We start from the raw sequence: 23,389 nt of genomic DNA on the forward strand, positions 1-23,389 counted from the left end.
TCAACGACTATCAGGAACAGGTCATGAAACTTCTACGCTTTACTTTGCGCGATGGCGACGCGCTTGCGCGCACCGGAGTGCTGCTCGACGACGGCATCGTCGAAATCAACGAGGTCGCGACGCTGGACGACTTGCTTGCGTCCAACGACATGGTCGCAGTGGTGCATCGTGCAATCGATGCAGCGGGCGCGTCGCGCGTTCCGCTTGCCAACGCGCAGTTGCTTCCGCCTCTGAGCACGCCTCAAAAGATCTGGTGCATCGGCGTGAACTATAAGGAGCGCAACGAGGAGTATCAGGACAACTCGGAGCTTCCTCGCTATCCGAGCCTTTTCGTGCGCAACGTCGGCTCCTTCGTCGGTCACGACGATGCGCTGATCCGTCCGCGCGTCTCCGAACAACTCGACTACGAAGGCGAACTCGTTCTGGTGATTGGCAAGCCAGGACGCCATATTCCGCGCGAGCGCGCGTTCGAGCATATCGCCGGCATGATGCTCGCCAATGAAGGGTCGGTGCGAGACTGGCTCAAGCATGGGAAGTTCAACGTCACGCAAGGCAAGAATTTCGATGCATCGGGAAGTCTTGGCCCGTGGATTGTGACCGCCGACGAGTGCGATCCGTCCGCCGAACACGCTATTCAGACGCGGGTGAACGGGGAGCTTCGCCAGAACGATACGACCGCTCGACTGATGTTCCCGTTCGACGCGCTGATCGCTTACCTCAGCACCTTCGCCACGCTGCAGCCCGGCGACCTGATCCTGACTGGCACGCCCACCGGAACAGGATGGCGACAGGAACCGCCGTGCTGGCTTAAGCCTGGCGACGTGGTGGAGATTCATTCGCCCAATATCGGCACGCTTCGCAACACTGTCGCACAGGAGGCGTGACGTCATGCTCGCACCCGAGATCATCACGCGCCTGGCGCAATCACTCGAAGAATCGGAGCGCAACCGCGAGCCGCTCGATATTTTTTCACACGCACATCCGGACGTCACGATCGACGATGCGTACGCCATTCAGGCCGAATGGATGCGCATTAAATGTGAGAGCGGCCGCTCCGTGATTGGCCACAAGATTGGCCTGACTTCGAAGGCGATGCAGGACGCCGTTGGTATCGACGAACCCGACTTCGGCGTGCTGCTCGACGATATGCTGGAGTACGACGGTGCGAGCATCGATACGTCGCGCTTTCGCGCACCACGCATTGAAGTCGAACTCGCGTTCATTCTCGACAAGCCGCTGTCCGGACCGGGTTGCACGCTGTTCGACGTGCTCGATGCGACGCGTTATGTCGTACCCGCCCTCGAAATTCTGGATGCGCGTTTGCATCGCGTCGATCCGGTCTCCAAGCGAGGCCGCAAGGTCATGGACACGATCGCAGACAACGCAGCAAATGCCGCACTCGTGCTCGGTGCTCGCCCGTTCAAAGTGCATGACTTCGATCTGCGCTGGGTTTCAGCGCTGCTTTACCACAACGGAAGTATCAGCGAGACCGGCGTAGCTGCTGGCGTGCTCGGACATCCGGCCTTGGGCGTGGCGTGGCTCGCGAATCGGCTTGCTCAACACGGCCAATCGCTCGCGAAAGGCGAGATCGTGCTGGCGGGATCGTTCACACGCATGATCGACGTTGCGGCGGGCGATGTAATTCACGCGGACTACGGTCCATGCGGCTCGATTTCCTGCCGCTTTATCTGACGAGGGAGAATGACATGTCCCGCCGTAAAAGCATCTACATACCCGGCTTCAAACACAAAAACCCCATTCCCAACGCCTGCGTGATCGACGGCGTGTTGACGTCGGGAATCATCCTCGGCATCGATCCGCAGACCGGCGAGATGCCAGCGGAAGTTCAGGCCCAGTGCGCCAACATGTTCGGCCATGTTCGGGCAATCGTCGAGGCCGCTGGCGGCACACCGGATGACATCGTCAAGATGACCGTCTGGTTGCGCGACCCTTCTCAACGACAGTCCGTCAACGACGAATGGATCAAGCTGTTTCCTGATCACGACGACCGGCCTGCGCGTCATGCGCTGCCTTTGACAGCGGACGGTCCATCACTCGTGCAATGCGACGTGATGGCGGTTTTATCGCGATAACCACTCCGATTCTCAGGACGTATCTCTATGTCAGACTATTTGCCGTTCGACCCTGAACCGCGCACGCCTTCGAAGATGCCGCCGCCTCTTGCCTGCGACAGTCAGTTCCACGTGTTCGGTCCCGCCGAGCGATATCCGGTACTGCCGGGCGCGGCGTACGAGATGCCGAGCGCGACTATCGAACGCGCGTTGCATCTGCATTCGGTGTTGGGTTTTACGCGTGGCGTCATCGTGCAGGCAACCACGTATGGAGCGGATCATCAGATCGTGCTCGACGGGCTTGCTGCCGCTGGCCCCAACTACCGTGGCTGCGCGAATGCGGTCGTGCTCAAGGAGCGTGACGATGCCTACATCGCAAAACTGCACGATGCCGGCGTGCGCGGTGCGCGCTTCTCACGAGCAGGACTCGGTCCGTCGATGGACGAGAAAGACATTGAACGGGCGCTGGCGCGTGTCAAAGAACTCGGTTGGTATGTGAAGCTGCAGCCGGAGCCGGGCGGTATCGCATCGACGATTGCGCCGTTTCGCAAGATGAGCGTGCCGCTCGTGATCGATCACATGGGACGGCCAAATCCCGAAGCGGGCGACACCGATCCCTCACTGAAGGTCGTGCTCGAAATGCTCTCCGAAGGCAATACATGGACGATGCTTTCGCTTGGCGAGAAAATCACCAAGCTTGGCCGTCCCTGGGACGACGTACTGCCGATCGCGCACAAGCTCATCGAAGCGGCGCCGAACCGCTGCATTTACGGAACCGACTGGCCGCATCCGGTGTCGCCCAAGCAGCCGCCCAATGATGCCGATCTGCTGGAACTGCTTTATCGCTACGTTCCGGACGAAGCAACGCTCAAGCAAGTTTTGGTGGATAACCCCGCCGAACTTTTCGGATTTTGAGTCAAGGAACACATGATGATCATCGATTGCCACGGTCACTTCACGACAGTGCCAGCGTCCTTCAAGAACTGGCGTGCGAAGCAGGTCGACCATGCAAATGATCCCGCAAACGCGCCGTCCCGCGAGGAAGCGCGCATCAGCGACGACGAGATACGCGATGCTATCGTCAATGGTCAGTTGAAGCTGCAACGCGAACGCGGCAGCGACCTCACGCTGTTTTCGCCGATCGCCGGTCTAATGAGCCATCATCTCGGCAACGAGCGCACCAGTCTCGAATGGGCCGAGTTGTCAAATGACGTCGTGTATCGAGTAACTGAGCTGTTCCCGGACAACTTTGCGCCGGTTTGCCAGTTGCCTCAGTCGCCGGGGGCGGCACCCGCAAATTCGGTTCCAGAGCTGCGACGCTGCGTCGAACAACTGGGCTTCGTCGGGTGCAATCTCAATCCCGATCCGAGCGGCGGATACTGGACCGGCAAGCCGATGACGGATCGCGAATGGTATCCACTTTATGAAGCGCTCGTGGATCTGGACGTGCCCGCGATGATTCACGTGGCTTCGTCGTGTAATGCGTGTTTTCACAGCACTGGCGCGCATTATCTGAACGCGGACACGTCCGTGTTCATGCAGGTTCTACAGTCAGACCTGTTCAAAGACTTCCCGGCGCTACGTTTTGTAATTCCTCACGGCGGTGGCGCGGTGCCCTATCACTGGGGTCGCTATCGAGGCATGTCGCTTGAGATGCGCGATCGTCCGCTGGAAGGTCTGCTTGATAACGTCTTCTTTGACTCTTGCGTCTACCACCAGCCGGGCCTCGAGCTGCTGACGAAGGTCATTCCCGCTGACAACGTTTTGTTCGGTTCCGAGATGATCGGCGCGGTGCGTGGCCGAGATCCTTCCACTGGCCACTATTTCGACGACACCAAACGCTATATCGACGCATGCCCGGCATTGACTGACGAAGACCGCGTCAAGATTTTCGAAGGTAATGTGCGGCGCGTTTATCCGCGCCTCGACAGGCGTCTGAAGGCACGCGGCAACTAAGGACACAGACCATGTCAGAGATCATCGACATTCACCCCCACATCATCTCCGACGACGAAGGCCGCTATCCGCCTGCGCCTCTTTTCGGCAAACGCTCCGAGTGGTCAAAGGAGCGGCCGACCACGGTCGAAACGCTGATCGAACAGATGGATCGTGCGGGCGTTGCGAAGGCAGCAGTGGTGCATTCATCGACCACCTACGGTTTCGACAACAGCTATGTTGTCGACGGATGCGCGCGTTATTCCGACCGGCTCGTCGCAGTCGGATCAGTGGATGTGCTGGCTCCGAACGCAACAGACGCCATCCGCCGTTGGGTCGAGCGCGGTTTGGTCGGCCTGCGACTTTTCACGGGCGGGAGTACGCAGGCATTCGATGCGAGCGTGCTTGAAGATCCGCGCGCCTATCCCTCGTGGGAGCTTTGTTCGGAGTTGAATCTGCCGATGTGCATTACGACGAGTTCGGCCGGCCTGGCTCAGGTCAAAGCGCTTGCGAAGCAATTTCCCGATGTCGCGATCATCATTGACCACATGGCGCGCCCAAATCTCAAGGACGGCCCGCCGTATCGTCAGGCCAATGCGTTTTTCGAGTTGGCTTCGTTCGACAACGTGTTCCTGAAAATCACGCCGAAGAATTGCGAAGACGCACGGACGGCACTGGCGACACCTGAAACCTTCTTCCCCAAATTGATCGACGCATTCGGCGCGCAGCGGCTGGCGTGGGGGTCGAACTATCCGACATCGCCGGGAACGCTCGGCGAGATTCTCGGCACCATGCAGGAAAGTCTCGCCTGCGTTAGTGCGGAAGATCGGGAATGGATATTGGGCAAGACGGCGCAGCGACTCTACCCGGCGCTTGGTCAACTTTGAAATCGACAGTTTTCACGCAAGGACATCAATCATGAGCGGCGCGCGACTCAACAGCGTCATCCGTGCATTCGAATCCGGCAAGCCGGCGCTGACGGCGTTTTCGAAACTCGACAAGCAAACGGCCATCGAAATGAGCGATGCGCCTTACGACGGCATCGTCTTCGAAATGGAGCACAACCCGTACGATGTGGCCGCGCTCGGCGATGCGCTTCAGTACATGCTAAACCGCAAAGAGATCGCTAATTCGGGCTCTATTTCGCCGCGCGTCACGCCCATTGCGCGCATTCCTTCGAATGGCGTGGAAATGAATCAGGCCTTCGCCAAGCAAGTGCTTGACCGGGGCTGTTATGGCGTGGTTTGGCCGCATGTGTCCACGGTCGAGCAGGCGTATAACGCCGTGGCCTCCTGCCGTTATGCAAGACCCAAAAACACGCCCTTGTATGAGCCGAAAGGCGTACGCGGCGATGGTCCCGGAACGGCGGCACGGTACTGGGGTCTCAATATGGCCGACTACTACGCGAAAGCGGATGTGTGGCCGCTTGCGCCGCATGGAGAGATCCTCGTGGGGCTGATGTGCGAGAGCGTCGAGGCAATCGAAAACCTCGACGACATCTTGGCAAACGTACCCGGTATTGGCCTCATTCTTATCGGTGAGGGCGATCTCAGCCAGCAACTCGGGTATCCGCGCCAATACGAACATCCTGAAGTACTTGGCGCGATGGCCAAAATCGTTGAGACGTGCAAGAAGCATGACGTCGTCGTGGGACATCCTCACGTTACGACGAGGAACCATCAGCGCGTGCTGAGCGAGGGCTTTCGCTTTCTCATGTCAGCGCCTTTACGGAGTTACGGCATCGTGAGCGAGACGCGAGAACTCGCCGGATATTGACGCGATTCGCCATTACACATCAACGGGAAGTAGCTATGTCAACGAGTCAGGAAGTACCGACCTTGCGCGTCAATCTGGACGTGCATCCCATTTCGAGGGCGATGCGGGATGGCCGCGTGAAGTCGGGCCTTGTGAACCTGGAGTATTGCGGACCATGCCCGGCGCACAACGGCTTCAAGTCGATGTTGCAAGAGAACGGTTTCGATGCAGGCGAGATTGCCATCGTCACGTTTCTCCAGGCGAAGGCCTACGGCAAGCCTTTCGTACTTCTTCCCGTATCGATTCTCGGGCGGCTTCAACATCACTGCGCGGTCTATAACTCGGCGTTCGGCCAACTCGCGCCGAAGGATATCGAAGGAAAGCGCGTAGGCGTGCGCTCATACGCGCAGACCACGGGCTTGTGGGTAAGGGGCATTTTGCGTCACGAATACGGCGTCGATCTTGAAAAGGTCCACTGGATGACGCTCGAAGACGGTCACGTCGCCGAGTACGCCGATCCCGCCGGATGCGAGCGCCTGCCGCACGGAACATCCATTGCCCAACGCATGCTGGACGGTGATCTCGCGGCGGCCTTGCTGGGCGCACCGGACATGCCGAAAGATCCCGCTGTCCGCACGCTCATTCCCGACGCGCACGCCGCCGCGAAGGACTGGTTCGCGCGCGAGGGCGTCGTGCCCATCAATCACATGTTCGTCGTGCATGAGGAACTGTCGAGAAGACGACCCGATATCGTGCGCGACATTTATCGCATGATCGTCGAGAGCCGCGAGCTCGCTGAAGGACTTCCGCCGATTTTTCCGCCTATCGGACTAGAAGCCAACAGAAGGAACCTGGAACTCGCCATCGAATGGGCATTTGAGCAGAAAATCATTCGACGCCGGCTGAACGTCGACGAGTTGTTTGATGACCTTACAGGAGCGCTCGGCTGAATAATATCGCGGCTAGAAAAGCCGCTACGACTCGGGATCCCTTAGTTATGCAAAAAATATAATGACATCGGAGACAGAAGGATGATCAAGCAGATTTCAATGTTCCTTGCCTTGGGGTCGTTTGCGGGTGTCGCGTGCGCGCAATCGAGCGTGACGCTCTCGGGCGTGCTCGACGGCGGGGTGCGGTACACGGATTCGAAAGCAGGCGCGACATGGTCGACCAATAACCGGGGATGGTACAGCTCGAATCGGGTCATCTTTTCGGGTAGCGAGGATCTTGGCGCGGGCTGGGCCACGTTCTTCCGGCTGGAGACCGGGTTCTTCCTGGCTACCGGCCAGTTGGACAACACCACCAATGTACTATTCAATCGCGCCTCATATCTCGGTGTACGCGGTCCGTACGGTACGCTGATTGCGGGTCGTCAGTTCACCATCGCGCATGATGTCGCGTACGACTACGACCCGTTCAATCTCCTTTACCCAACCCTGATTCCCGTGTCGGGTGCGTCAGCGGGTTTTCGCGTAAGCAACGACGTCAAGTACATCGCGAGAGTCGGCGGACTCGACGTCCGGGCGGAAAACTCGTTTGGCGGCATGGCGGGCGACTTCAATGCGGCCGCGATGCGCGGTGTCGGAGTTCAGTACAAGTGGAACTGGCTCAAAGTGGGCGGTGCCTACGAGTATCGAGACATTCAGCAGGGTACCTCGACGATTTATCGGCCAAATAACTACTACACATTCGGTGCTGAATTGACGTTCGGGCCTGTGCGTCTCGCTGGCGGCTATATGAACGAAAATCAAACGCAGGCCGCTCCGGTGTCCGACATTCGAACGCTGAACTACTGGGGCGGGGCGACGTACGACCTGAGTCCGAGTGTGCGGTTGGGCGCGGCGTACTACATTACGGACTTGCCGAATCAAAGTGGCAAACGAAGTCTCGGCGTAGGCAGCGTCACGTATGCATTGTCGAAGCGAACCCTGTTGTACGCGGAAGTGGATTACACGAAATACGGTGGCATCTACATCACAAACGCGTCGCTGAATGCGCAGAAAATCCCGCATCAAATCGGTGCGACGATCGGTATGAATCACGCCTTCTGAGGATGGTCCGGGAGGAGAGTCTACATGGCGACGGGAGAAAGCATGAATAGGAATCTGGAAATGACTGGCACAAGCGAAAGGGCGCAAGCGTCGACCGACAGGCCCTGGACGATTCTCTTATTGCTCACGGTCGGATGGATGATCTCGTTCATCGATCGCACCAGTCTGTCCTCCGCCATGGCAGACAAGGCATTTATCCATGAATTTGCCTTGACCACCGTGCAACGCGGATGGCTCGGATCAGCGATTTTCTGGTCGTACGCGATATTGCAGTTGCCTATGGGCTGGGTGGTCGACAGATTCGGCGTCAAGTGGCCTTACACGATCTGCTTTTCTCTGTGGTGCCTCGCAGCAGCCGCCACTAGTCTGACGCATTCGCTTTCTTCTCTTATTGTTGTGCGTTTGCTTATCGGTGCAGCCGAAGCGGTGGTGCTTCCAGCCAGTTACCGCTTCATTGCGAACAGCTTTAACGAATCGCATAAGGGAACGGCAACCGGCATTTTCTCGTTAGGGGGCAAGATCGGGCCGGCCATCGGCGCGGCAGTGGCAGCCTGGCTGATTGTCGTCTACTCGTGGAAAGCAATGTTCGTTATTACCGGATTGCTGGGCCTGATCTGGCTGATGCCATGGATCGCGATGGCCAAAAACGATTTTACGACTAAGGATCAGCTCGCGCTCGCCAAGCGGCGTGCGACAAGCGTTCCGCTTAAGAATTTGCTCGTAAGTCCGGTGGTCTGGGGCGGCTTTATCATGACCATCTCCTACACGTATTTCGTGTTTTACTGTGCGACCTGGATGCCGTCCTACCTGGTCGAACAGCGCGGCTTGAGCCTCATGAGGTCAGGCCTTTTGACGTTCGTCAGCTTCATTTCTGTTGCTATCGTAGCTGTTGCAGCAGGCTGGGCCGCGGATCGCATCATCGCACGCGGGAAAGATCCGCTGATTGTTCGCAAGGCGTTCGTGGTGACGGGCGCGTTGGGCGGCATGACCGTGATATTCGGTGCGTATGTCGAGTCTCAGCAGATGGCGCTGTTCTGGAATGTCGCATCGCTGTCGCTTGCGGGAATCGCCACCGCGAACAATCTGGCGCTCTCGAAACTGACGTTGATCCCCAAGCCCGCGATCGGCCTGAACACTGGCTTGCTGACGATCGCGACGAGCCTTGCGGGTGGAGTGTCTGCCAGTCTGTGCGGTTGGCTGCTGCATATAGGTGGTGGCAGCTACACGTTGCCGATGCTGTCGGTCTGCGTATTTCTCTTTATTGGCGCAGCGAGCGCTGTGATTCTGATGCGACGCGAATGGGCGCCGAAGGTGAACGACGAGGCGATCGTCTAGGTCGGTCGAGGCGCGCGCTCTCGAGCGCGCCTCCGACGTAGGCACGTGACGTTCACTGTCCCGAACTTACCGCGCCTTCCATTTCCGGTCCGTATGCCGCCTCTGCGGCTTTTTGCCTGGACAAAGTCGCTTCGGCTTGCTGCAGACGACGCGGGTACAACGGGTCATTCACCAGCGGGCTATAACCAGCTTTCTCCAACTGCACGAGATGTTCGCGTGCTTGATTGCGGCTGAGTGTTCCGTTCGATTGAGCAAAAGCGAGCGCTGGAATCGCAAACATGAGCGGAACGAGGACTTTGGACAATGAGCGCATGGTTGATCCTTAGCGAAAATTTAAGCTGCCATATGCAGCAACAAGATTAGTGTAAGGGAAAACCCGATACGGGAATACGCTTGTCCGGACCCAAATGCGCGAGATTTCCGCCCAACGGATTTTTCTATGAAGCGGGCAAACTGGTTCGCGTTTGGGCTCGGGCCGGAGAACTAAGTGGTTATAGGGCGCGGGTGCTTCGTTCTTTCAGTTCGCTGCGGATTTTCAATTACAGGCTTTGGGCGATGGGTGCCTTTGTTTCCAACGGCAGGTGTACGCGTTTGCCTTTGTCTTCGGATGCGCGTCCGCGTTCGACGGTCCGGTGCGGCAAACCTTCGTCGGCGCACTCGTCAGCGACGCCGAACTGCATATGGCGCTCAACTCCACGTCCTTCAACGCAGGCAGGATGATTGGGCCGGCGGTGGCGGGTGTCGACACCGGATCCAAAAGAAAAAGCGGTCCACCTGAACCTGATCCTTGGTAACCAGATCGCCATTACGGGCGTCAATGCCGAGGTTTTCAGCAAGCTCTATCTGCATCTGCGTAAAGCCTCGCCGCTCACCGACACAATCATGAACACCGTAGCCAATGGTCGCATGGACTACCTGGCCGCTGACGAAGACTATGGCACCACTTATGGTAGCGGCGGTGGTGTCGATGTCGTCGCAGGTTGCGCCGAAAGCGGTGTGGTCAACGGGCTGGTCGGCATGATCAGGAAGTCCCTTCTGCGGTGAAATCCGCGCGAACCGTCGGCGCGAAGTTCATCGGTGACTGGCCTGATGCATGCCGAGGCCGGCACACGCCGACGCGAACTGGAACTTCACACTTGAGCCACGACCGTGGCCTCAGGTTGCTCAATGACGGTCAGTCTGAAGACAAGGCCAAGGGCAGGTAGCAATCCCAAAACTGACGTTAGAACGTCGCGGACCGACTGATAGCGAACGTCGCTTCATGGCCACCTTGAGGCAACACCGCTGTCATTTTGCTCGCCGCAAACCGGCCATTGCGAAGCGACGGACGAGACCGCAGGAATGCCAGTGGATAGACGCCTTGAGCGGCGACTCTTGGCCGAGCTCGGAAACCCCGTGGCCCGGGCGATGGGTCGTGAGACAAGCCAATTGCCTTCGGTGTGGCGTGGCGCGTACCGGGCAGTCGCTTCATCACATGTGCGCATGCAGTTGACAATCTTATTTCGCTCCATCGATTCCGCATGGGGGGTGCGGCTATTTTCTTGGACTGAGTTATGCCGCGATTCCAAGACTCTGCCGGTATTCAACCGGGCTCAGGGAGCCGAGCGAGAGTTTGATCCGTTTTGCGTTGTACCAGCGAATGTACGAGTCAACGATTTCGATGAATTGATCAATGGTCGTAGCTCGCCAATCACGAGGATAGAACAACTCCGTCTTGAGTCGCCCGAAGAATCCCTCGCAGGCTGCATTATCCGGCGAACATCCTTTGCGCGACATCGACCGAATCAGTCTGGCAGACTGCATACGCGAGAGCCATCCTGGCCAGCGATAGTGCGCACCACGATCCGAGTGAACTACAGGCCGCTCCTTGCAGCCAGCTACTGATTCGATTGCCCAATCCAGCATGGTGTTGACGAGTTCGGCGTCCGGCCGCGTACCGATTGACCAGCTCACAACGAGACCATCGAAGCAGTCGATAACCGGCGAAAGATACACTTTGCCCGCCGGGATCTGAAATTCGGTAAGGTCCGTGAGCCATTTCTGATTAGGAGCGGCGGCGTGGAAGTCGCGATTGATGATGTTCTCCGGCGCAGGGCTGATTTCTCCACGATAGGAGCCGTAACGACGTCGCCTGGTCGTGGCAGCGGCCAGACCTTGCTGTCGCATCAAACGACGCACTACCTTCTCCGAGATGAAGACCTGTTGCCTGATCAATGCCGCGCGAATCCGGCGATAACCGTAGCAACGGTGATTGAGTTCGAAGATGTCCGCGATGACGCGACGCGCGTCAGCATGCCGGTCAGCAACCAACCGCCGCGCACGGTGATAGAAGTAAGAACTGCGTGCAAGACCCAAAGCGGATAACAGCTCCGGCAACGCATAGGTCTGTTTCAGGGCATCAACCAGCATCGTCTTCTCACGGTTGTTCAGGAGTTGCGGGTTGATGCCCATCCCTTTTTTTATCAGTTCGTTCGCCTTCTTCAGAATATCGTGCTCAAGCTGCAGCTGCCGGATGTCGCGTCGAAGCGATTCGACCTGTTGTTCCAGCTCCGCACGCTGATGATCCGATGCTGGTTTCTTTTTGCGTTTCATAGATGCTGGAACCTCTCGACCGAGTAGCTGATTCTTCCAGTTATACAGCGTTGGCCGGCTCACACCGGCTTTCTCGGCAACCACGCGTGCGCATTGCTCTCTGGTGCACAGTTCAATGACTGCTGCCTGCTTTATCTTTTGTGATTTTGGAACGCTTCCAACGGCTCGGCCAACCATACGTTTTTTGATTTCCGGACACAGTTCTTCGATCCAGGCTGCAAGCGTCTCGCGACTCGGATAACCCAACGCCCTCAAAGTTGCGGCAGCACAGCGGCCATGGATCAAATAATGATTGACGGCCATCTTCCTCTGCTCATCCGAATACTTCGGCCTCGAACGGACATAGCCCGCCCGTAAATCCTGGCACTGCTCGTATTCACGATGCCAGGCCTTGAGAGAGTTCTTGGTCGGATAGCCCAACTGCCGAATGGTAGCTCCGATGCGCTTGCCCAGCTTCAAGTAAAGTCGAACAGCTCGAATGCGATCTTCGTATGAGAACATGAACTACCTCCAAGGTAATCCAAGATTTTGTCCGCACCCCCGTTCAGCGGCTTTGGACGGCAAAGATCACCGCCACGGGGGACGAGACAGTGGTGCAATCCGGCGTTCACAAAATCTCTAGGACCGGCCTCCAAGCTCGCTGAAGCCCAAAGGAATTTAGACCGTGATCATGACCGGCACGAGGAGCACGGCGTGCTGCTGGACACCGCGAGCGAAGCTGCGTTGCGCGGCTTCAAGGTCGTAGTGCCGGCCGATGACATGTCGAGCAAGGGACCGTTTGGCGAGCTCTCGGCCGCGTGGGTGCTCGACAGTGCGCCCGCGAACGTCTTGATGAACGTCACGCTGAATTGCGCGGACCTGATCCGGTTTTCGAAATGAGCGGCGATCGGCGAACGATGATTTCGGGGCTCACCGTTCTTCGTTCAACGCTTCACGGTCGGACGTCTCTGCCGTTCGACGACAGCACGCCGCATGTCTCTTTTCAAGGTGAAGCGGCCAATTTTCTCAACGCTGTTACAGGACTTGGTGCGTAACCGGCGCGTAGTTGCTGCCACCGTCGATGGCGTAACGCGCTTTGCAATCCGCAATGTCATAAACTCGCCGCTCAATCGCATAGACGGCGTTCGCCGGAACGAGCAGCTAAACGCCGGTATTCTCCGGCAATTGCTGCTCGCCGCGCGCGTAGCGCACAGGGTTTCGGTGTAAATGGTCTTCCCTGTGCCGACAGTTCCCAATATTGCATTTCGTGCCACTGCCGACCGGTATCTGCCCGTGCTTTCAATGCCGAAAACCATCAAAACCAGAATTTCCAGAAAAAGTACCCAGTCATCAGCAGGCTAAAAACGAGGATCAGGTTACGTAGAACGCGTGCATTTATACGCTGGGCGATCCGTGCGCCCAGCACGCCGCCAGCCAGCGAGCCAACCATCATCAGTGCCGCCGCTGCCCATGCGACTTGACCACCGAATGCTAGCGCAGTAATGGACGCCCCGGCGGCCACGGCGCCAAGCAGGTTTTTGAAGCCGTTAAGCAATTGCGTCTCACGCATGCCGCAAAGGCTCAGCGCTGCCATAACGATAATGCCGCTGCCGGCATTGAAATAGCCGACCATGATGCTCGCACAGAGTTGTACGAGCGTTCGACCGCGCGTCGCCCCGACGCTGGATGACTCGACCTGATCAGTACGCCGCCCCGCAACTCGCATCAGACGTGGTGCCATGTAGAAGAGCGTTGTGGCGGCGAGCATCAGCAATGGGATCGCGCGCGCGAAGATCGCGTTTGGCGTCAGCAGTAGCAAGGAGCCGCCGGTTACGCCACCGATCAGGCTCGCAACGGCATAGCGCAGTGTCGCGCGAGGGTCGCCCATCAATCGGCGTCGATAGCCGTATGCCGCCGCCATCAAGCCTGGCCACGCGGCGATGGCACTTGTCGCATTCGCTATTGTTGGGGGTACGTTGAAAAACATCAACGCGGGTAACGTGACGAAACTGCCACCGCCAGCGACTGCGTTGATGACGCCGCCGAAAAGGCCAGCTACCAGGAGTACGGTAAGTTCAAGAGTGTGCATGGTGTGCCTCGTACGAAGGCACTCAGTGTCGGGGTTATCCCGAGGTGGAATTTATTCTTTTCGCTATGAAAAGGACGCCCGCCGGGGAAGGTTCTCTCAAGACGATTGAGAATTGAACATGCATGTTGCTGCCATTAGCCCTTTAGATGATGACCACAACCTTACTGACTCGCCACCGCGTTCTCGACGCTAGAAATTGCACGTGCGACGCGAATAAGATTGTCGGCGTTCAATCCCGCGACACAGATCCGCCCGGAGCTGACGGCGTACACGCCGTATTCATCCTTCAACGCATTGACCTGAGCGTTGGACAATCCCGTGTAGGCGAACATGCCAGTTTGGTGCACAAGATAGTCATACGAGCCGGCGGGACGAAGCTCAAGCAGCATTTGCCGCAATTGAGACCGCACTCCCTGAATGCGGGTCCGCATGCCGTCGACTTCCCGACACCATGTTTCGTATAGCGAGCCATCAGACAAGACGGTTGAGATAAGCTTCATCCCGCGCGTTGGCGGACTTGAATAGTTGCGTCGGACGGCAAGTTTCAATTGACCCAGCACATTTTCAGCGGCCGTGCGATCGCGGCTTACCACGGACAGCGCGCCGCATCGCTCGCCGTAAAGAGAAAATGTCTTCGAAAATGACAGACTCACCAGGAGATCGAGTCCTCTTGCTGCACATTCTCGGATGACCCAGGCGTCGTCGTCATTGCTTTTATCGAAGCCCTGATAAGCCATGTCGAAGAATGGCAGCAGCTTACGTTGCTGCAGTAAGTCGACAATGGCAGACCATTGCGCGCGCGAGGGGTCGACACCGGTCGGGTTGTGGCAGCACGGATGAAGCAGAACGATATCGCCCGGCTCAGCGGCGCTTAGTGACGTGAGAAGCTCTTCGAACGCGAGGCCTTTGGTTCTCTCGTCATAGTAAGGGTAACGCGCGACGTTAAAGCCTGCACCTTCGAATATTCCGATGTGGTTGTCCCAGGTTGGATTCGATACCCACACCGATCGGTCCGGGAAAAAACGGTAAAGGAAATCGGCCCCGACTTTCAACGCACCTGAACCGCCAAGTGTCTGAATCGTGGAAAGCCTCAGTTCCGAGGCCAGCGCCTCACCGAAAATGAGCGGCGCAATTGCTGCCCGATACGCCTGATGGCCTTCCATCGGCAGATAGACGCATGCCGACGTATCGCTTGAGATGCGCTGTTCGGCCTGCCTGATTGAATCGAGAACAGGTATTACTCCGCGTTCGTCGTAATACATGCCAACACCAAGGTTGACCTTGCCCGGGCGTGGATCCGTACGAAACGTTTCGAGCAGGCCAAGGATCGGATCACCAGCATGAGGAGGAATGTCGGAAAACATAGGAGATGTCGCTGAATAATTTAGAAATCACGCGCGGTTAGTATCAGTCCGGCTCACCGGGTGCTGTGTTCGGGTATGCTTTAACACTCTCCTTGAATTGCTTGACCATCTTGAGCATCGGTCCGAGTACCCAGGTGTTTCGCACCAAAACGTCAGTTTCTTCCTTCGGATCCTGAATCAGATGGAACAGATAAGGCGACTCCAACTTGTTCGCGCCGGCATTCACAAAAGGCTCCCAAACAAAATGCAGTTTCCAGTCGCGCCATTTCACGGCGCGCAGTTCGTCCTTGATGTAGAAAAGGAAGCCCTCGCGGTTTGACACCGACTTAAGACCAGTGAGGAAATCCAGCTGGCTGACGCCGTCGATCGGTCGGTCATCCGGTACTTTGCCCCCAATAACCTCTGCGATCGTCGGCAGCAGGTCAACCACATGTACGATCTGATTGTTGACGTCGACAGGGATTTTTCCTGGCCATCGAGCGATGAACGGCACTCGCAAGCTTCCTTCCATCGCGGTATGGTAGGTTCCCGTCCAAGGGCCAGCGGTCCCCCGATACGGTGCACGAAACTCTGGGCCGTTGTCGCTGCAGAAGATGAGCAGTGTGTCTTCAGTCAGACCCTGTGCGTCGAGTTCATCGACGATCTGCCCGACCCGGAAATCCATTTCCGAAAGGGAGTCGGCGAATTCGCCCATCCCCGTCGAACCATCAAAGTCTTTATGCGGCAACGTCGGAAAGTGGAGATGGACGAGTGGAAGATAGAGAAAAAAAGGCTTCGATGCCCGCGCGTTTCTTTGAATGAATTCCTTTGACTTTGCAATAAGCTCTTCGTCGATCGTGCGCCTTGTTTCAAGGTCGTAGATCTTCACGTTCATCGACGGCTCGCCTTTCTTGCCCGCCATAATGTAAGGTATCTCGGCGACGTCTGGGTCAAATCCGATTGAGCTCGTGAATTGCGTTTCATCAGTTGTGCGTGGGATTCCGTACCACTCGTCGAAACCCCGGTCGGAAGGGAACCGACCATCCACGTCGCCAAGGTGCCATTTGCCGAAATGCGCGGTCGCATAGCCGGCTTCAGATGCCATCTCTGCAAGAGTCCACTCCGAGCGTTTCAGGCCCTGCGGAAGACCCGGGGGGATCGACTGAAACGCACCCGTACGGATAGGATGGCGCCCCGTCATCAGGGCACCACGCGTCGGAACGCAATCGCTTTCGACGTTGTAGTTGAGAAGACGCATGCCGCATTCAGCGAGCGCGTCAATGCGTGGCGTGGCAGCCCCGCGCATCATCTTGCCGCCGCCATAGCAGCCTAGCTCCCCCCATCCGAGGTTGTCCGCGACGATAAGGACGATGTTCGGTTTGGTGTTCATGATCCGCCTTATTAGAATTCATTGTTATTCGGTCGACCTTTGGTCACCGAACTTACGGATACAGACGAGCAGGCTCAGGATGCTGATCGCTGCTGCTGCTCCAACGTACAGGCCCGGAACCAGCCTGCTGTGCGTCGCTGTCACTCCCCATGTCAGGATGAGTGGCGCGAAGCCCCCGAAGATGGCCACGGCAAGGTTGTGGGTCAATGCAAGCCCGGTGGTACGCACGCGGCTGGGAAACAACTCGCTGAGTACGGCCGGCATCGGTCCCTGGTAGCCACTGATGACCAGTCCAAACACCGCACAGACGGAGATAAACGTGAACGCAGTAGGACTTGAGATTAGCCATGCGAATAGCGGTACAACGACGAGTCCCAGAACGGCAGCAGCGCCCAGCAGCACCCGCTTGCGCCCGCCGCGGTCCGCCATCGCGCCGGCAAGGGGACACGCAAATATCTGCACGCCGCCTATCAGGAGCGTCCCCGCGAACGCCAGCGACGGATCTAGTTGCAGTTGCTTGATGGCGAACGTCGGCATGTACAGAACGATGACATATGATGATGCCGTCACAAGCACGTAAATCCCTATGGCGAGCAGAAGCCGTATCTTGTTATCGGTGAAAGTTTCTCGAACCGGACTGCTGGCATGGGCGTCTTGAACAAAAACTGGCGTTTCGTCAACGTGCCGACGAATGAAATACGCAACGGGGATAATCAAAAGACCGAAAATGAACGGAATACGCCAACCCCAGCCTAGCAACTGCTCGGGAGTCAGATAGCGGGTTAGCAGCGTTCCGAACAGGGACGCGATAACAGCGGTCCCTCCCTGTGCAGCCATCTGGAAGCTTGCATAGAAGCCCCGTTGACTACGCGGCGAATGTTCAACAAGGAAGCTGGTCGAGGCGCCGAATTCTCCCCCGGCAGATATGCCCTGTATGAGACGGCCCGCGACAACGATAACCGGAGCAGCAATTCCAATTGACGCATACGTGGGCGTTGCGGCGATCATGAGGGTGCCGAGGGCCATCAGCGCAATGCTGAGCGTGAGGCCCGCCTTACGTCCGTGACGGTCCGCATACGAACCAAGCAGAAGCGCGCCAAGAGGGCGCATCAGATACGAACCGCCGAATGTGCTCAGCGCTACAAGGAGCGACGTCAGCTCGTTCGTTGCCGGGAAGAATAGCTTTGCGATGACCACGGCGAAAAAGCCATAGACCACGAGGTCAAACCATTCAAGGGCTGTGCCTATCGTTGCAGCGGTTACCACTCGGCGTAGCCGTCGACGATCGCGCTGCCGCGGGACTGCCGCCTCGTTACTTGTGCCTGTCATTTCCATGTCCTATGCCCCTGTTCCAAGTGTGAAAGAAGTATTGACAGCGAAAATTAGCTGGACAAGCATAGTTGCATCGCATTCAATAACCGATGGTTATCATGAACCTGGATGATCTCACTTATTTCCTGGTCGTAGCCGACACGGGGCTGCTGCATCGTGCCGCAACGCAAATCGGTGTTAGCCAGCCGGCATTGACCAAGGCCGTGCGTCGATTGGAAACGCAGTTGGGGGTGTCCCTTTTCGAACGGTCGCCCAAAGGCATGCAGCTGACTCGGTACGGTGTGGAGTTCCAGCGGCACGCTTCGTCCTTGCGCGCGGCTTATGAAAACACCCTGACCCAGATCGCTGAAATGCATTCCGGCGAGCTTGCTCAGGTCAGAGTAGGTGCAACGCCCGCCACCGAGCCGCTGGTGGGGCGCACGTTCCTGTCTCTACTGAAAAAACGCCCAGCGTTGCGGCTCGGTCTTATCGTTCAGCTATCGGACTCGTTGATACGTGCCCTCCTCGAGGGAGAGATTGACCTGGCGGTCGCACCGATGCCTGTCAACTTGCCGGACGACTTGCGTGCTGTCCCGTTATTAAACGAATCGACCTCACTCGTTTGCAGAAAAGGCCATCCGCTGTTGGCAAAGGGAAAAACCATGGCGCCGAAAGATCTGGCAGACTACCCATGGATCCTGCCGAGCCGAAGCGTGTCAGCGCGGCAACAGATCGAAGCGTATTTCCAGCGATATAACCTTGATGGGCCTCGGGTCCAGGTTCAAAGCAATTACAGTTCGCCCGTCGGCGTGTTCTACCTCATCGTGAACACCGATATGGTAGGAATCTGCAGCACCCAACACCGGCCCATCGCTGAGCAACTCGGATTGGAAGTGCTACCGGCAAGTCACGCGAACTGGCCCCGGGAGATCGCCTGCCTTGTGCGGAAGAACGGCTCGTTGTCTCCGCTGACTTCGACGTTCATGGAGCAACTCGGCGACGAAACAGTGCAGGCAAATACATCGAGGTGACTCGCTGCGGCTCGCGGAAGACGCAAGCGCCGCATGAGCAGCGCAGTACGAATTGCGATATCCACGCCTCGCGTGCACGGACAAACCGCAGCGGAGATTTAAAACTTAAGCCGAATCCCAGCGATGGCCGCGAGTTGATTCGCCGTCGACGAAGGCGACAGTGCGTTCAGGTTGGCACGAGCTGGCTGTCCTGTCGAGTCTGTACCCGATGCATGTTGGTATAGGCCAACCAGATACAGATCGGTTCGCTTCGACAGGAAATAGTCCGCGCCTACGTTTATTTGATGATACGTCGCGTCATTTACGCCATAGCCGTGTGTGTAGTCGTACGCGATGCCCAGCAACAACGCGGGCGTTAACTGGTACTTCATGTTCAGTTCGGCGTTGTGGAATTTGGCCGACCCACCTCGGCCCACGGCGGCCAATCCGGTTTCCGTCCCGATGTCCTTGAACTGCGTATTGCTATATGTAGCTCCCAGTGTTGCGGCGCCCAGCGTATAGGCGGCGCCGGCCGAAATAACCTGTTGCGTTTTGGCGGATGCGTATCCCGAGTAGACTAGGCTGCCCGTCATGTTTGATGCCGTTGTGCTGGACGTACTGTTGTTGCCGAAGAACGAATAGTTCGGATCCTTGATGTGCAAGTATCCCGCACCGAGGGTCAAGGGTCCACGGTCGTATCCCGCACCTACTGACCATATCTGGTTACGGCTGAACTGGCCGGCAACGCCGCCCAGGCTATATAAACCACCGGCCGCGAAGCCGGCATAGTTCGCGCTTCTGAACTTGATCGCGTTGTTCACGCGATTATTGTTATCCATATTGTCCAGATCACCCGGATGCGCGCCATATCCAGTCGCCCATTGGGTTGCACTCACAAGTCGACCAGTGAAGTCGACCACCGAGTCGTACTGGCGACCCAGTGTAACCGTTCCATAGGTCCGGGACCCGAGGCCCACATACGCCTGGCGGCCGAATTCGTCGCCGCCCTGTGCAAGCCTGCCGTTGGTCACGGAATATCCATTCTCAAGAATGAAGATAGCCGTAAGCCCGCTCCCGAGATCTTCACTACCTCGCAATCCCCACCGGCTACCTTGCTGGTTTCCGCTGGCCAGAGAATAAAGCTTCGCCCCACCACTGTTATTGTTATAAACAAATCCCGCGTCCGCCAATCCGTAAAGCGTCACTGTACTTTGTGCAGTGGCAACGCCCATGGAACTGACAGTAAGTAGGATGCCTAATGAGACGGTTTTCATTTTGTTGGACCCTGATGGACGGAAAGGAACCGCCTCACCCAGTTTCAAGCGCTGGCTTTGCATCCGGCATATCCGCTGATGTGACGCGGTGAATTCGCGGTGAGGCTAGAACAGACGGGGGAAGTATTGCGAGCCGGAAATCCCCTTGCAACCAGCAAAAAACCGGTTTGCGATAACTTTCGGTTATTGCGGTTTCGTCGGTTGGAAAGCCAACTTGTACAAGTCCCGATTCGCAGGCCAACGCCGGACCAGCAAAATGAGCGCGTTCCGAAACCAACGGCCGCCTATGATCGTGCCGGTCGCGGAAGGGTTTTGCGGGTCGATCAAGAACCCTGGCTGTTTCTCAAGACAGCTTCTCCCGTGCCAGAATTGGGTCAGCGTGACGTTCTCGACGCCTTGATTCGCCGGGGGTCAACCGATTGGCCGCTACCGACCCCCATGTTGGACACACGATCCGCCCACAAACCGACATCATGAATCCCTCGACGCCGTGACGCCCGTCCTCGCCGAGTTCCTGAAGGCGGCGCGCTTTGCGTCGGCGATCCGACGACCGATGTGAAACTCGGCACGCATCAGCCGGGGCGAAGTCGAGAAGCTGCAACGCATCGCCGCGACCGCGACGGAACAAGGCGCAACGAAGCTCTCTACACCGCTTGGAACCATTGCAGTAGCGGGAGGGCGCGTGGTCCGCAACCTCGGACGTCAAGACCTGATACGAATGACACTCCCTGTTAAATTCTCAGGATTCCGCCTGCGCCGCCTGAGCACTTCCTTGCCTGGACGGCTGCAACGATCGTGCGCCGATCACCAGCGACTATGCCAAGCGTATGAAGAGCGAGATGAACTGCTAGCCGGCGCGTTGAATCGTTCTATCCTCATGGGGGCATTGACAGCAATCGAGACCGCGTGGGCGAGCCGACGGCATGAGATGTGAAATGCTTCAGATAATGTGGTCTCCACTCACCCATCATTTTACATAAACTAAATTAGCGCATTTTCATTTAGAAGTCCTAATTGAAGATTTCTTGCTGGGGCGCGGACCGAGCAAGCGGCGTGGCATCGTGTCATCGCACGCGTCAGCTTGTGCGCACAGTCGTCGGAACAATCACGGGAACGGGCGTCGCCGGACCTTCACACGAAGAACAAGCCCACACCTGGATCAAGGATAGCGTTGGCGCGCGTGGAGCACATTCACGATCAGGTGTGGTTTTGATTTTCGTGCGAAGTTCCGGTTAGCCGTGTCTATCCGCGACAAGGGTTTGCCGCCCGGCCCTTATTAAAATACCGTAAAAATCAAGGACATGCTGTCTACCTTTTGGGCGCGCATGAGTCGCAACTCGCCTGTGAATATGCCGGGAGATATAGAAACGCCGTGCCGGTTCCACGTGCACGTAAAAGCCGCGTAACGTGGGAATCTGCAACGTTGCAATGTTCGAGCGTGGAGCGAGATCAAATATCGCGAAGCTCGCTTGTGCAAGTCGCTTTAAGCTTTCGACAGATCAAGTGCCGGGCCCATCGAGGCTCAGCCGGCGCTGGTCCACGCAGCGCGCAGCTCGACAAGACGGATAGTTGTGTTTACATGAAGGAATTGAACGTTCATCCTTAGGACTACGTCAGGAGATTAAAAATTCGAAGATGTGGTAGCCGACATAAGACTGAGCAGGAGCACAGCGTGTGACTTGGCAGGAGAAGTCATCAAGGCGATGGCCGCTCCGGTCGTATGCAGACGTTGTTCAATGCTTTTGGCCACTGCGATCGAATCTGTGCATGGCGTCCGCGAGTGCTTGGAGATTAAACGGTTTCGTGAGGCATGCATTGCATCCGGCCTCTCGTGCGGGCCCTTCTTCCTGGGCTACAGGACGGCCTGTGACGGCGATGATCGGCGTCGTTTCGCAGTGTTTCAACTTTCTCAACTGTCGAATCAACTGATACCCGTCCATGTCGGGCAGGCCCAGATCTGTGACGATCACATCAAAGTCGGCATTGTTCGCTGCTTGCAACGCATCGGCCCCGTTCGCCGCCGTCGAAATTTGCGCCCCGAAAAGCGAGAGCAAGTCGGCCATCGCGGTGAGGGATTCCATGGAGTCTTCGACCAGCAGCATTCTGGCGTTTTGGAAAATCGACAGTTCGGCCGGCCGCTCGCCCACCCGTCGATTGGCGGATGATGCATCGGCGGGAAGCCGCACGACGAAGCGTGCGCCTTTGCCAACACCATCGGAGAAGGCATCGGCTTTTCCGCCGTGCAGCTCGGCCAACTGACGCACTAGCGACAAGCCAATCCCCAGTCCGCCGGTCCGTGCACGATACGGCACGTTCGGCGTTTGCTGGAAGATCTCAAAGATCGACTTGAGGTGGTCAGGTTTGATGCCGCAGCCCGTGTCGGTCACTTCGAGCAAGACATTGTCGGCGTCTTGTTGTAGCCGAGCGGTGACTTGTCCGCCGCGTGGGGTGAACTTGAGCGCGTTGCCGAGCAGGTTCCAGATAATCTGCTCGACGCGTACCGCATCGCCCCGGATGAGTGCCGGCGCCGCGGGCACGTCCACGGTGAGAGCGACGCCAGCTTGGTCGTAGTCTTTCAGCATGGCACCACTGATCGTGCGAACGATGTGCGTGACATCCGTGGGGGCGAAGCGCAAAGTCAGCTTGCCGGTCTGGATGCGCGAGAAATCCAGGAGATCATCGATGATCTGAGCTTGTGCAAGGACCGATTTCTGAATGGCATCCGACACCTCCTGGACGCGGCTGCTATGGCGCGCCTCAGGGAGGCGGCCGAGGATTTCCGCCTTCATATTGATAAGATTCAGGGGGTTCTTGAGCTCATGCGACAGCACTGCGATGAATTCGTCCTTCAACTGGCTCAGCTTGCGTACTTCGGTACTGCTTGCGCGCTCCTGCTCAAGGACGCTGGCTTTCCTGCTCTCGTCCAGTTTGCGTTGGGTCGCGTCATGAACGATCTTGGCGTATCCGGTGAAGCCCGGGGCCTGGATGCGGCTCAAGAAGCCGCTGCAGTAGATTCGCGCACCGCTTTTAGAGGTGGCCTCGGTAGTTCGGACAGCTTTCTCAGATTTTTAAGTGGAGCGTCCGAGGCAATCATGCTGCCGATTTGATCGCTGGCAGCGTCGCGAAGTATGCCTCATCCGGCGTCTGATCCGCCAGGCTCGAATGGGGCCGTTTCCGGTTGTACAGCTCGATGTAATCGCCGATAGAGCGCCGGGCGTGGCTGACCGACTCGTAGGCCCTCAGGTAGACTTCT

23 protein-coding genes and 2 pseudogenes are annotated in these 23,389 nt (G+C 57.4%); 16 read left to right on the forward strand and 9 right to left on the reverse strand.

Translation table 11 applies throughout. The annotated features are described in order from the left end of the window. Positions 1-77 precede the first annotated feature (77 nt). The 10 genes from NCS02_RS35470 (at position 78) to NCS02_RS35515 (ending at position 9,148) form a co-directional block, all read left to right on the forward strand. Positions 78-884, forward strand: coding sequence for a fumarylacetoacetate hydrolase family protein (locus NCS02_RS35470; protein ID WP_502800930.1), 807 nt, complete (start codon positions 78-80; stop codon positions 882-884). Between the two features lie 4 nt (positions 885-888). Further along, entirely contained in the window at positions 889-1,692 is an 804-nt protein-coding gene (gene hpaH, locus NCS02_RS35475; RefSeq protein ID WP_250508332.1) for a 2-oxo-hept-4-ene-1,7-dioate hydratase, read from the forward strand. After that, on the forward strand, positions 1,662-2,093 hold the full coding sequence (locus NCS02_RS35480) for a RidA family protein (RefSeq protein ID WP_250508333.1): 432 nt from the start codon (positions 1,662-1,664) through the stop codon (positions 2,091-2,093). The genes hpaH and NCS02_RS35480 overlap by 31 nt, the downstream gene beginning before the upstream one ends. Before the next feature lie 27 nt (positions 2,094-2,120). After that, complete coding sequence (locus NCS02_RS35485) at positions 2,121-2,987, forward strand: amidohydrolase family protein (RefSeq protein ID WP_250508334.1); 867 nt, start codon at positions 2,121-2,123, stop codon at positions 2,985-2,987. A 15-nt stretch (positions 2,988-3,002) separates the two neighbouring features. Further along, the gene (locus tag NCS02_RS35490) at positions 3,003-4,028 is read left to right on the forward strand and encodes an amidohydrolase family protein (protein WP_250508352.1); all 1,026 of its coding nucleotides are present in this window, start codon (positions 3,003-3,005) and stop codon (positions 4,026-4,028) included. A gap of 11 nt (positions 4,029-4,039) precedes the next feature. Then, complete coding sequence (locus tag NCS02_RS35495) at positions 4,040-4,894, forward strand: amidohydrolase family protein (protein WP_250520717.1); 855 nt, start codon at positions 4,040-4,042, stop codon at positions 4,892-4,894. 31 nt (positions 4,895-4,925) lie between these two features. Then, on the forward strand, positions 4,926-5,783 hold the full coding sequence (locus tag NCS02_RS35500; RefSeq protein ID WP_250508335.1) for an HpcH/HpaI aldolase family protein: 858 nt from the start codon (positions 4,926-4,928) through the stop codon (positions 5,781-5,783). A gap of 35 nt (positions 5,784-5,818) precedes the next feature. Next, a complete protein-coding gene (locus NCS02_RS35505; protein ID WP_250520718.1) occupies positions 5,819-6,712 on the forward strand; it encodes a substrate-binding domain-containing protein in 894 nt (297 codons plus the stop codon). Between the two features lie 81 nt (positions 6,713-6,793). After that, positions 6,794-7,813 (forward strand): porin, encoded by a 1,020-nt coding sequence (locus NCS02_RS35510; protein ID WP_250508337.1) that lies wholly within the window; start codon positions 6,794-6,796, stop codon positions 7,811-7,813. A 24-nt stretch (positions 7,814-7,837) separates the two neighbouring features. Continuing rightward, the gene (locus NCS02_RS35515) at positions 7,838-9,148 is read left to right on the forward strand and encodes an MFS transporter (RefSeq protein WP_250508338.1); all 1,311 of its coding nucleotides are present in this window, start codon (positions 7,838-7,840) and stop codon (positions 9,146-9,148) included. Between the two features lie 52 nt (positions 9,149-9,200). On the opposite strand, the gene NCS02_RS35520 is transcribed toward NCS02_RS35515, so the two are convergent. Continuing rightward, entirely contained in the window at positions 9,201-9,461 is a 261-nt protein-coding gene (locus NCS02_RS35520; RefSeq protein ID WP_250508339.1) for a DUF4148 domain-containing protein, read from the reverse strand. Positions 9,462-9,729: 268 nt separating this feature from the next. Between NCS02_RS35520 and NCS02_RS35525 the strand changes: the two are divergent. Beyond that, positions 9,730-9,888, forward strand: a pseudogene (locus NCS02_RS35525) (MFS transporter); the annotation flags it as partial. Beyond that, positions 9,887-10,192, forward strand: a complete 306-nt coding sequence (locus NCS02_RS35530) for a hypothetical protein (protein ID WP_250508340.1) — start codon at positions 9,887-9,889, stop codon at positions 10,190-10,192. The pseudogene NCS02_RS35525 and the gene NCS02_RS35530, both read left to right, overlap by 2 nt. 507 nt (positions 10,193-10,699) lie before the next feature. On the opposite strand, the gene NCS02_RS35535 is transcribed toward NCS02_RS35530, so the two are convergent. Then, positions 10,700-12,241 carry an IS3 family transposase gene (locus tag NCS02_RS35535; RefSeq protein ID WP_250508341.1) on the reverse strand — a complete coding sequence of 514 codons (1,542 nt, stop codon included), beginning with the start codon at positions 12,239-12,241 and terminating at the stop codon, positions 10,700-10,702. 192 nt (positions 12,242-12,433) lie between these two features. Here NCS02_RS35535 and NCS02_RS35540 point away from each other — a divergent pair, with 192 nt between their 5' ends. Together NCS02_RS35540 and NCS02_RS35545 are read left to right on the forward strand one after the other, a co-directional pair. After that, positions 12,434-12,619: a hypothetical protein gene (locus NCS02_RS35540; RefSeq protein ID WP_250508342.1), complete on the forward strand. Its 186-nt coding sequence runs from the start codon at positions 12,434-12,436 to the stop codon at positions 12,617-12,619. 93 nt (positions 12,620-12,712) lie between these two features. Beyond that, a complete protein-coding gene (locus tag NCS02_RS35545) occupies positions 12,713-12,946 on the forward strand; it encodes a hypothetical protein (RefSeq protein ID WP_250508343.1) in 234 nt (77 codons plus the stop codon). Positions 12,947-13,034: 88 nt separating this feature from the next. Here NCS02_RS35545 and NCS02_RS35550 read toward each other — a convergent pair whose 3' ends face one another. From NCS02_RS35550 to NCS02_RS35565, 4 genes are all read right to left on the reverse strand, one after another. Then, a complete protein-coding gene (locus tag NCS02_RS35550) occupies positions 13,035-13,808 on the reverse strand; it encodes a sulfite exporter TauE/SafE family protein (RefSeq protein ID WP_250508344.1) in 774 nt (257 codons plus the stop codon). A 161-nt stretch (positions 13,809-13,969) separates the two neighbouring features. Further along, positions 13,970-15,172 carry an amino acid aminotransferase gene (locus NCS02_RS35555; RefSeq protein ID WP_250508345.1) on the reverse strand — a complete coding sequence of 401 codons (1,203 nt, stop codon included), beginning with the start codon at positions 15,170-15,172 and terminating at the stop codon, positions 13,970-13,972. A 43-nt stretch (positions 15,173-15,215) separates the two neighbouring features. Then, positions 15,216-16,541, reverse strand: a complete 1,326-nt coding sequence (locus NCS02_RS35560; RefSeq protein WP_250508346.1) for an arylsulfatase — start codon at positions 16,539-16,541, stop codon at positions 15,216-15,218. A 24-nt stretch (positions 16,542-16,565) separates the two neighbouring features. After that, positions 16,566-17,876 (reverse strand): MFS transporter, encoded by a 1,311-nt coding sequence (locus NCS02_RS35565; protein WP_502800931.1) that lies wholly within the window; start codon positions 17,874-17,876, stop codon positions 16,566-16,568. A gap of 95 nt (positions 17,877-17,971) precedes the next feature. Between NCS02_RS35565 and NCS02_RS35570 the strand changes: the two genes are divergently transcribed. Next, positions 17,972-18,883, forward strand: a complete 912-nt coding sequence (locus NCS02_RS35570) for a LysR family transcriptional regulator (protein WP_250508347.1) — start codon at positions 17,972-17,974, stop codon at positions 18,881-18,883. A gap of 98 nt (positions 18,884-18,981) precedes the next feature. On the opposite strand, the gene NCS02_RS35575 is transcribed toward NCS02_RS35570, so the two are convergent. After that, positions 18,982-20,136, reverse strand: a complete 1,155-nt coding sequence (locus tag NCS02_RS35575; RefSeq protein ID WP_250508355.1) for a porin — start codon at positions 20,134-20,136, stop codon at positions 18,982-18,984. A 748-nt stretch (positions 20,137-20,884) separates the two neighbouring features. Between NCS02_RS35575 and NCS02_RS36580 the strand changes: the two are divergent. Next, a pseudogene (locus NCS02_RS36580) lies at positions 20,885-21,070 on the forward strand (GntR family transcriptional regulator); the annotation flags it as partial. Between the two features lie 799 nt (positions 21,071-21,869). Here NCS02_RS36580 and NCS02_RS35580 read toward each other — a convergent pair. Together NCS02_RS35580 and NCS02_RS35585 are read right to left on the reverse strand one after the other, a co-directional pair. Then, entirely contained in the window at positions 21,870-23,132 is a 1,263-nt protein-coding gene (locus tag NCS02_RS35580) for a hybrid sensor histidine kinase/response regulator (RefSeq protein ID WP_250508348.1), read from the reverse strand. A 94-nt stretch (positions 23,133-23,226) separates the two neighbouring features. Next, positions 23,227-23,379 carry an integrase core domain-containing protein gene (locus NCS02_RS35585; protein WP_081851940.1) on the reverse strand — a complete coding sequence of 51 codons (153 nt, stop codon included), beginning with the start codon at positions 23,377-23,379 and terminating at the stop codon, positions 23,227-23,229. Between the last annotated feature and the right edge of the window lie 10 nt (positions 23,380-23,389).

The organism is Caballeronia sp. NCF2 (assembly GCF_023631205.1).
Taxonomy (GTDB): domain Bacteria; phylum Pseudomonadota; class Gammaproteobacteria; order Burkholderiales; family Burkholderiaceae; genus Caballeronia; species Caballeronia zhejiangensis.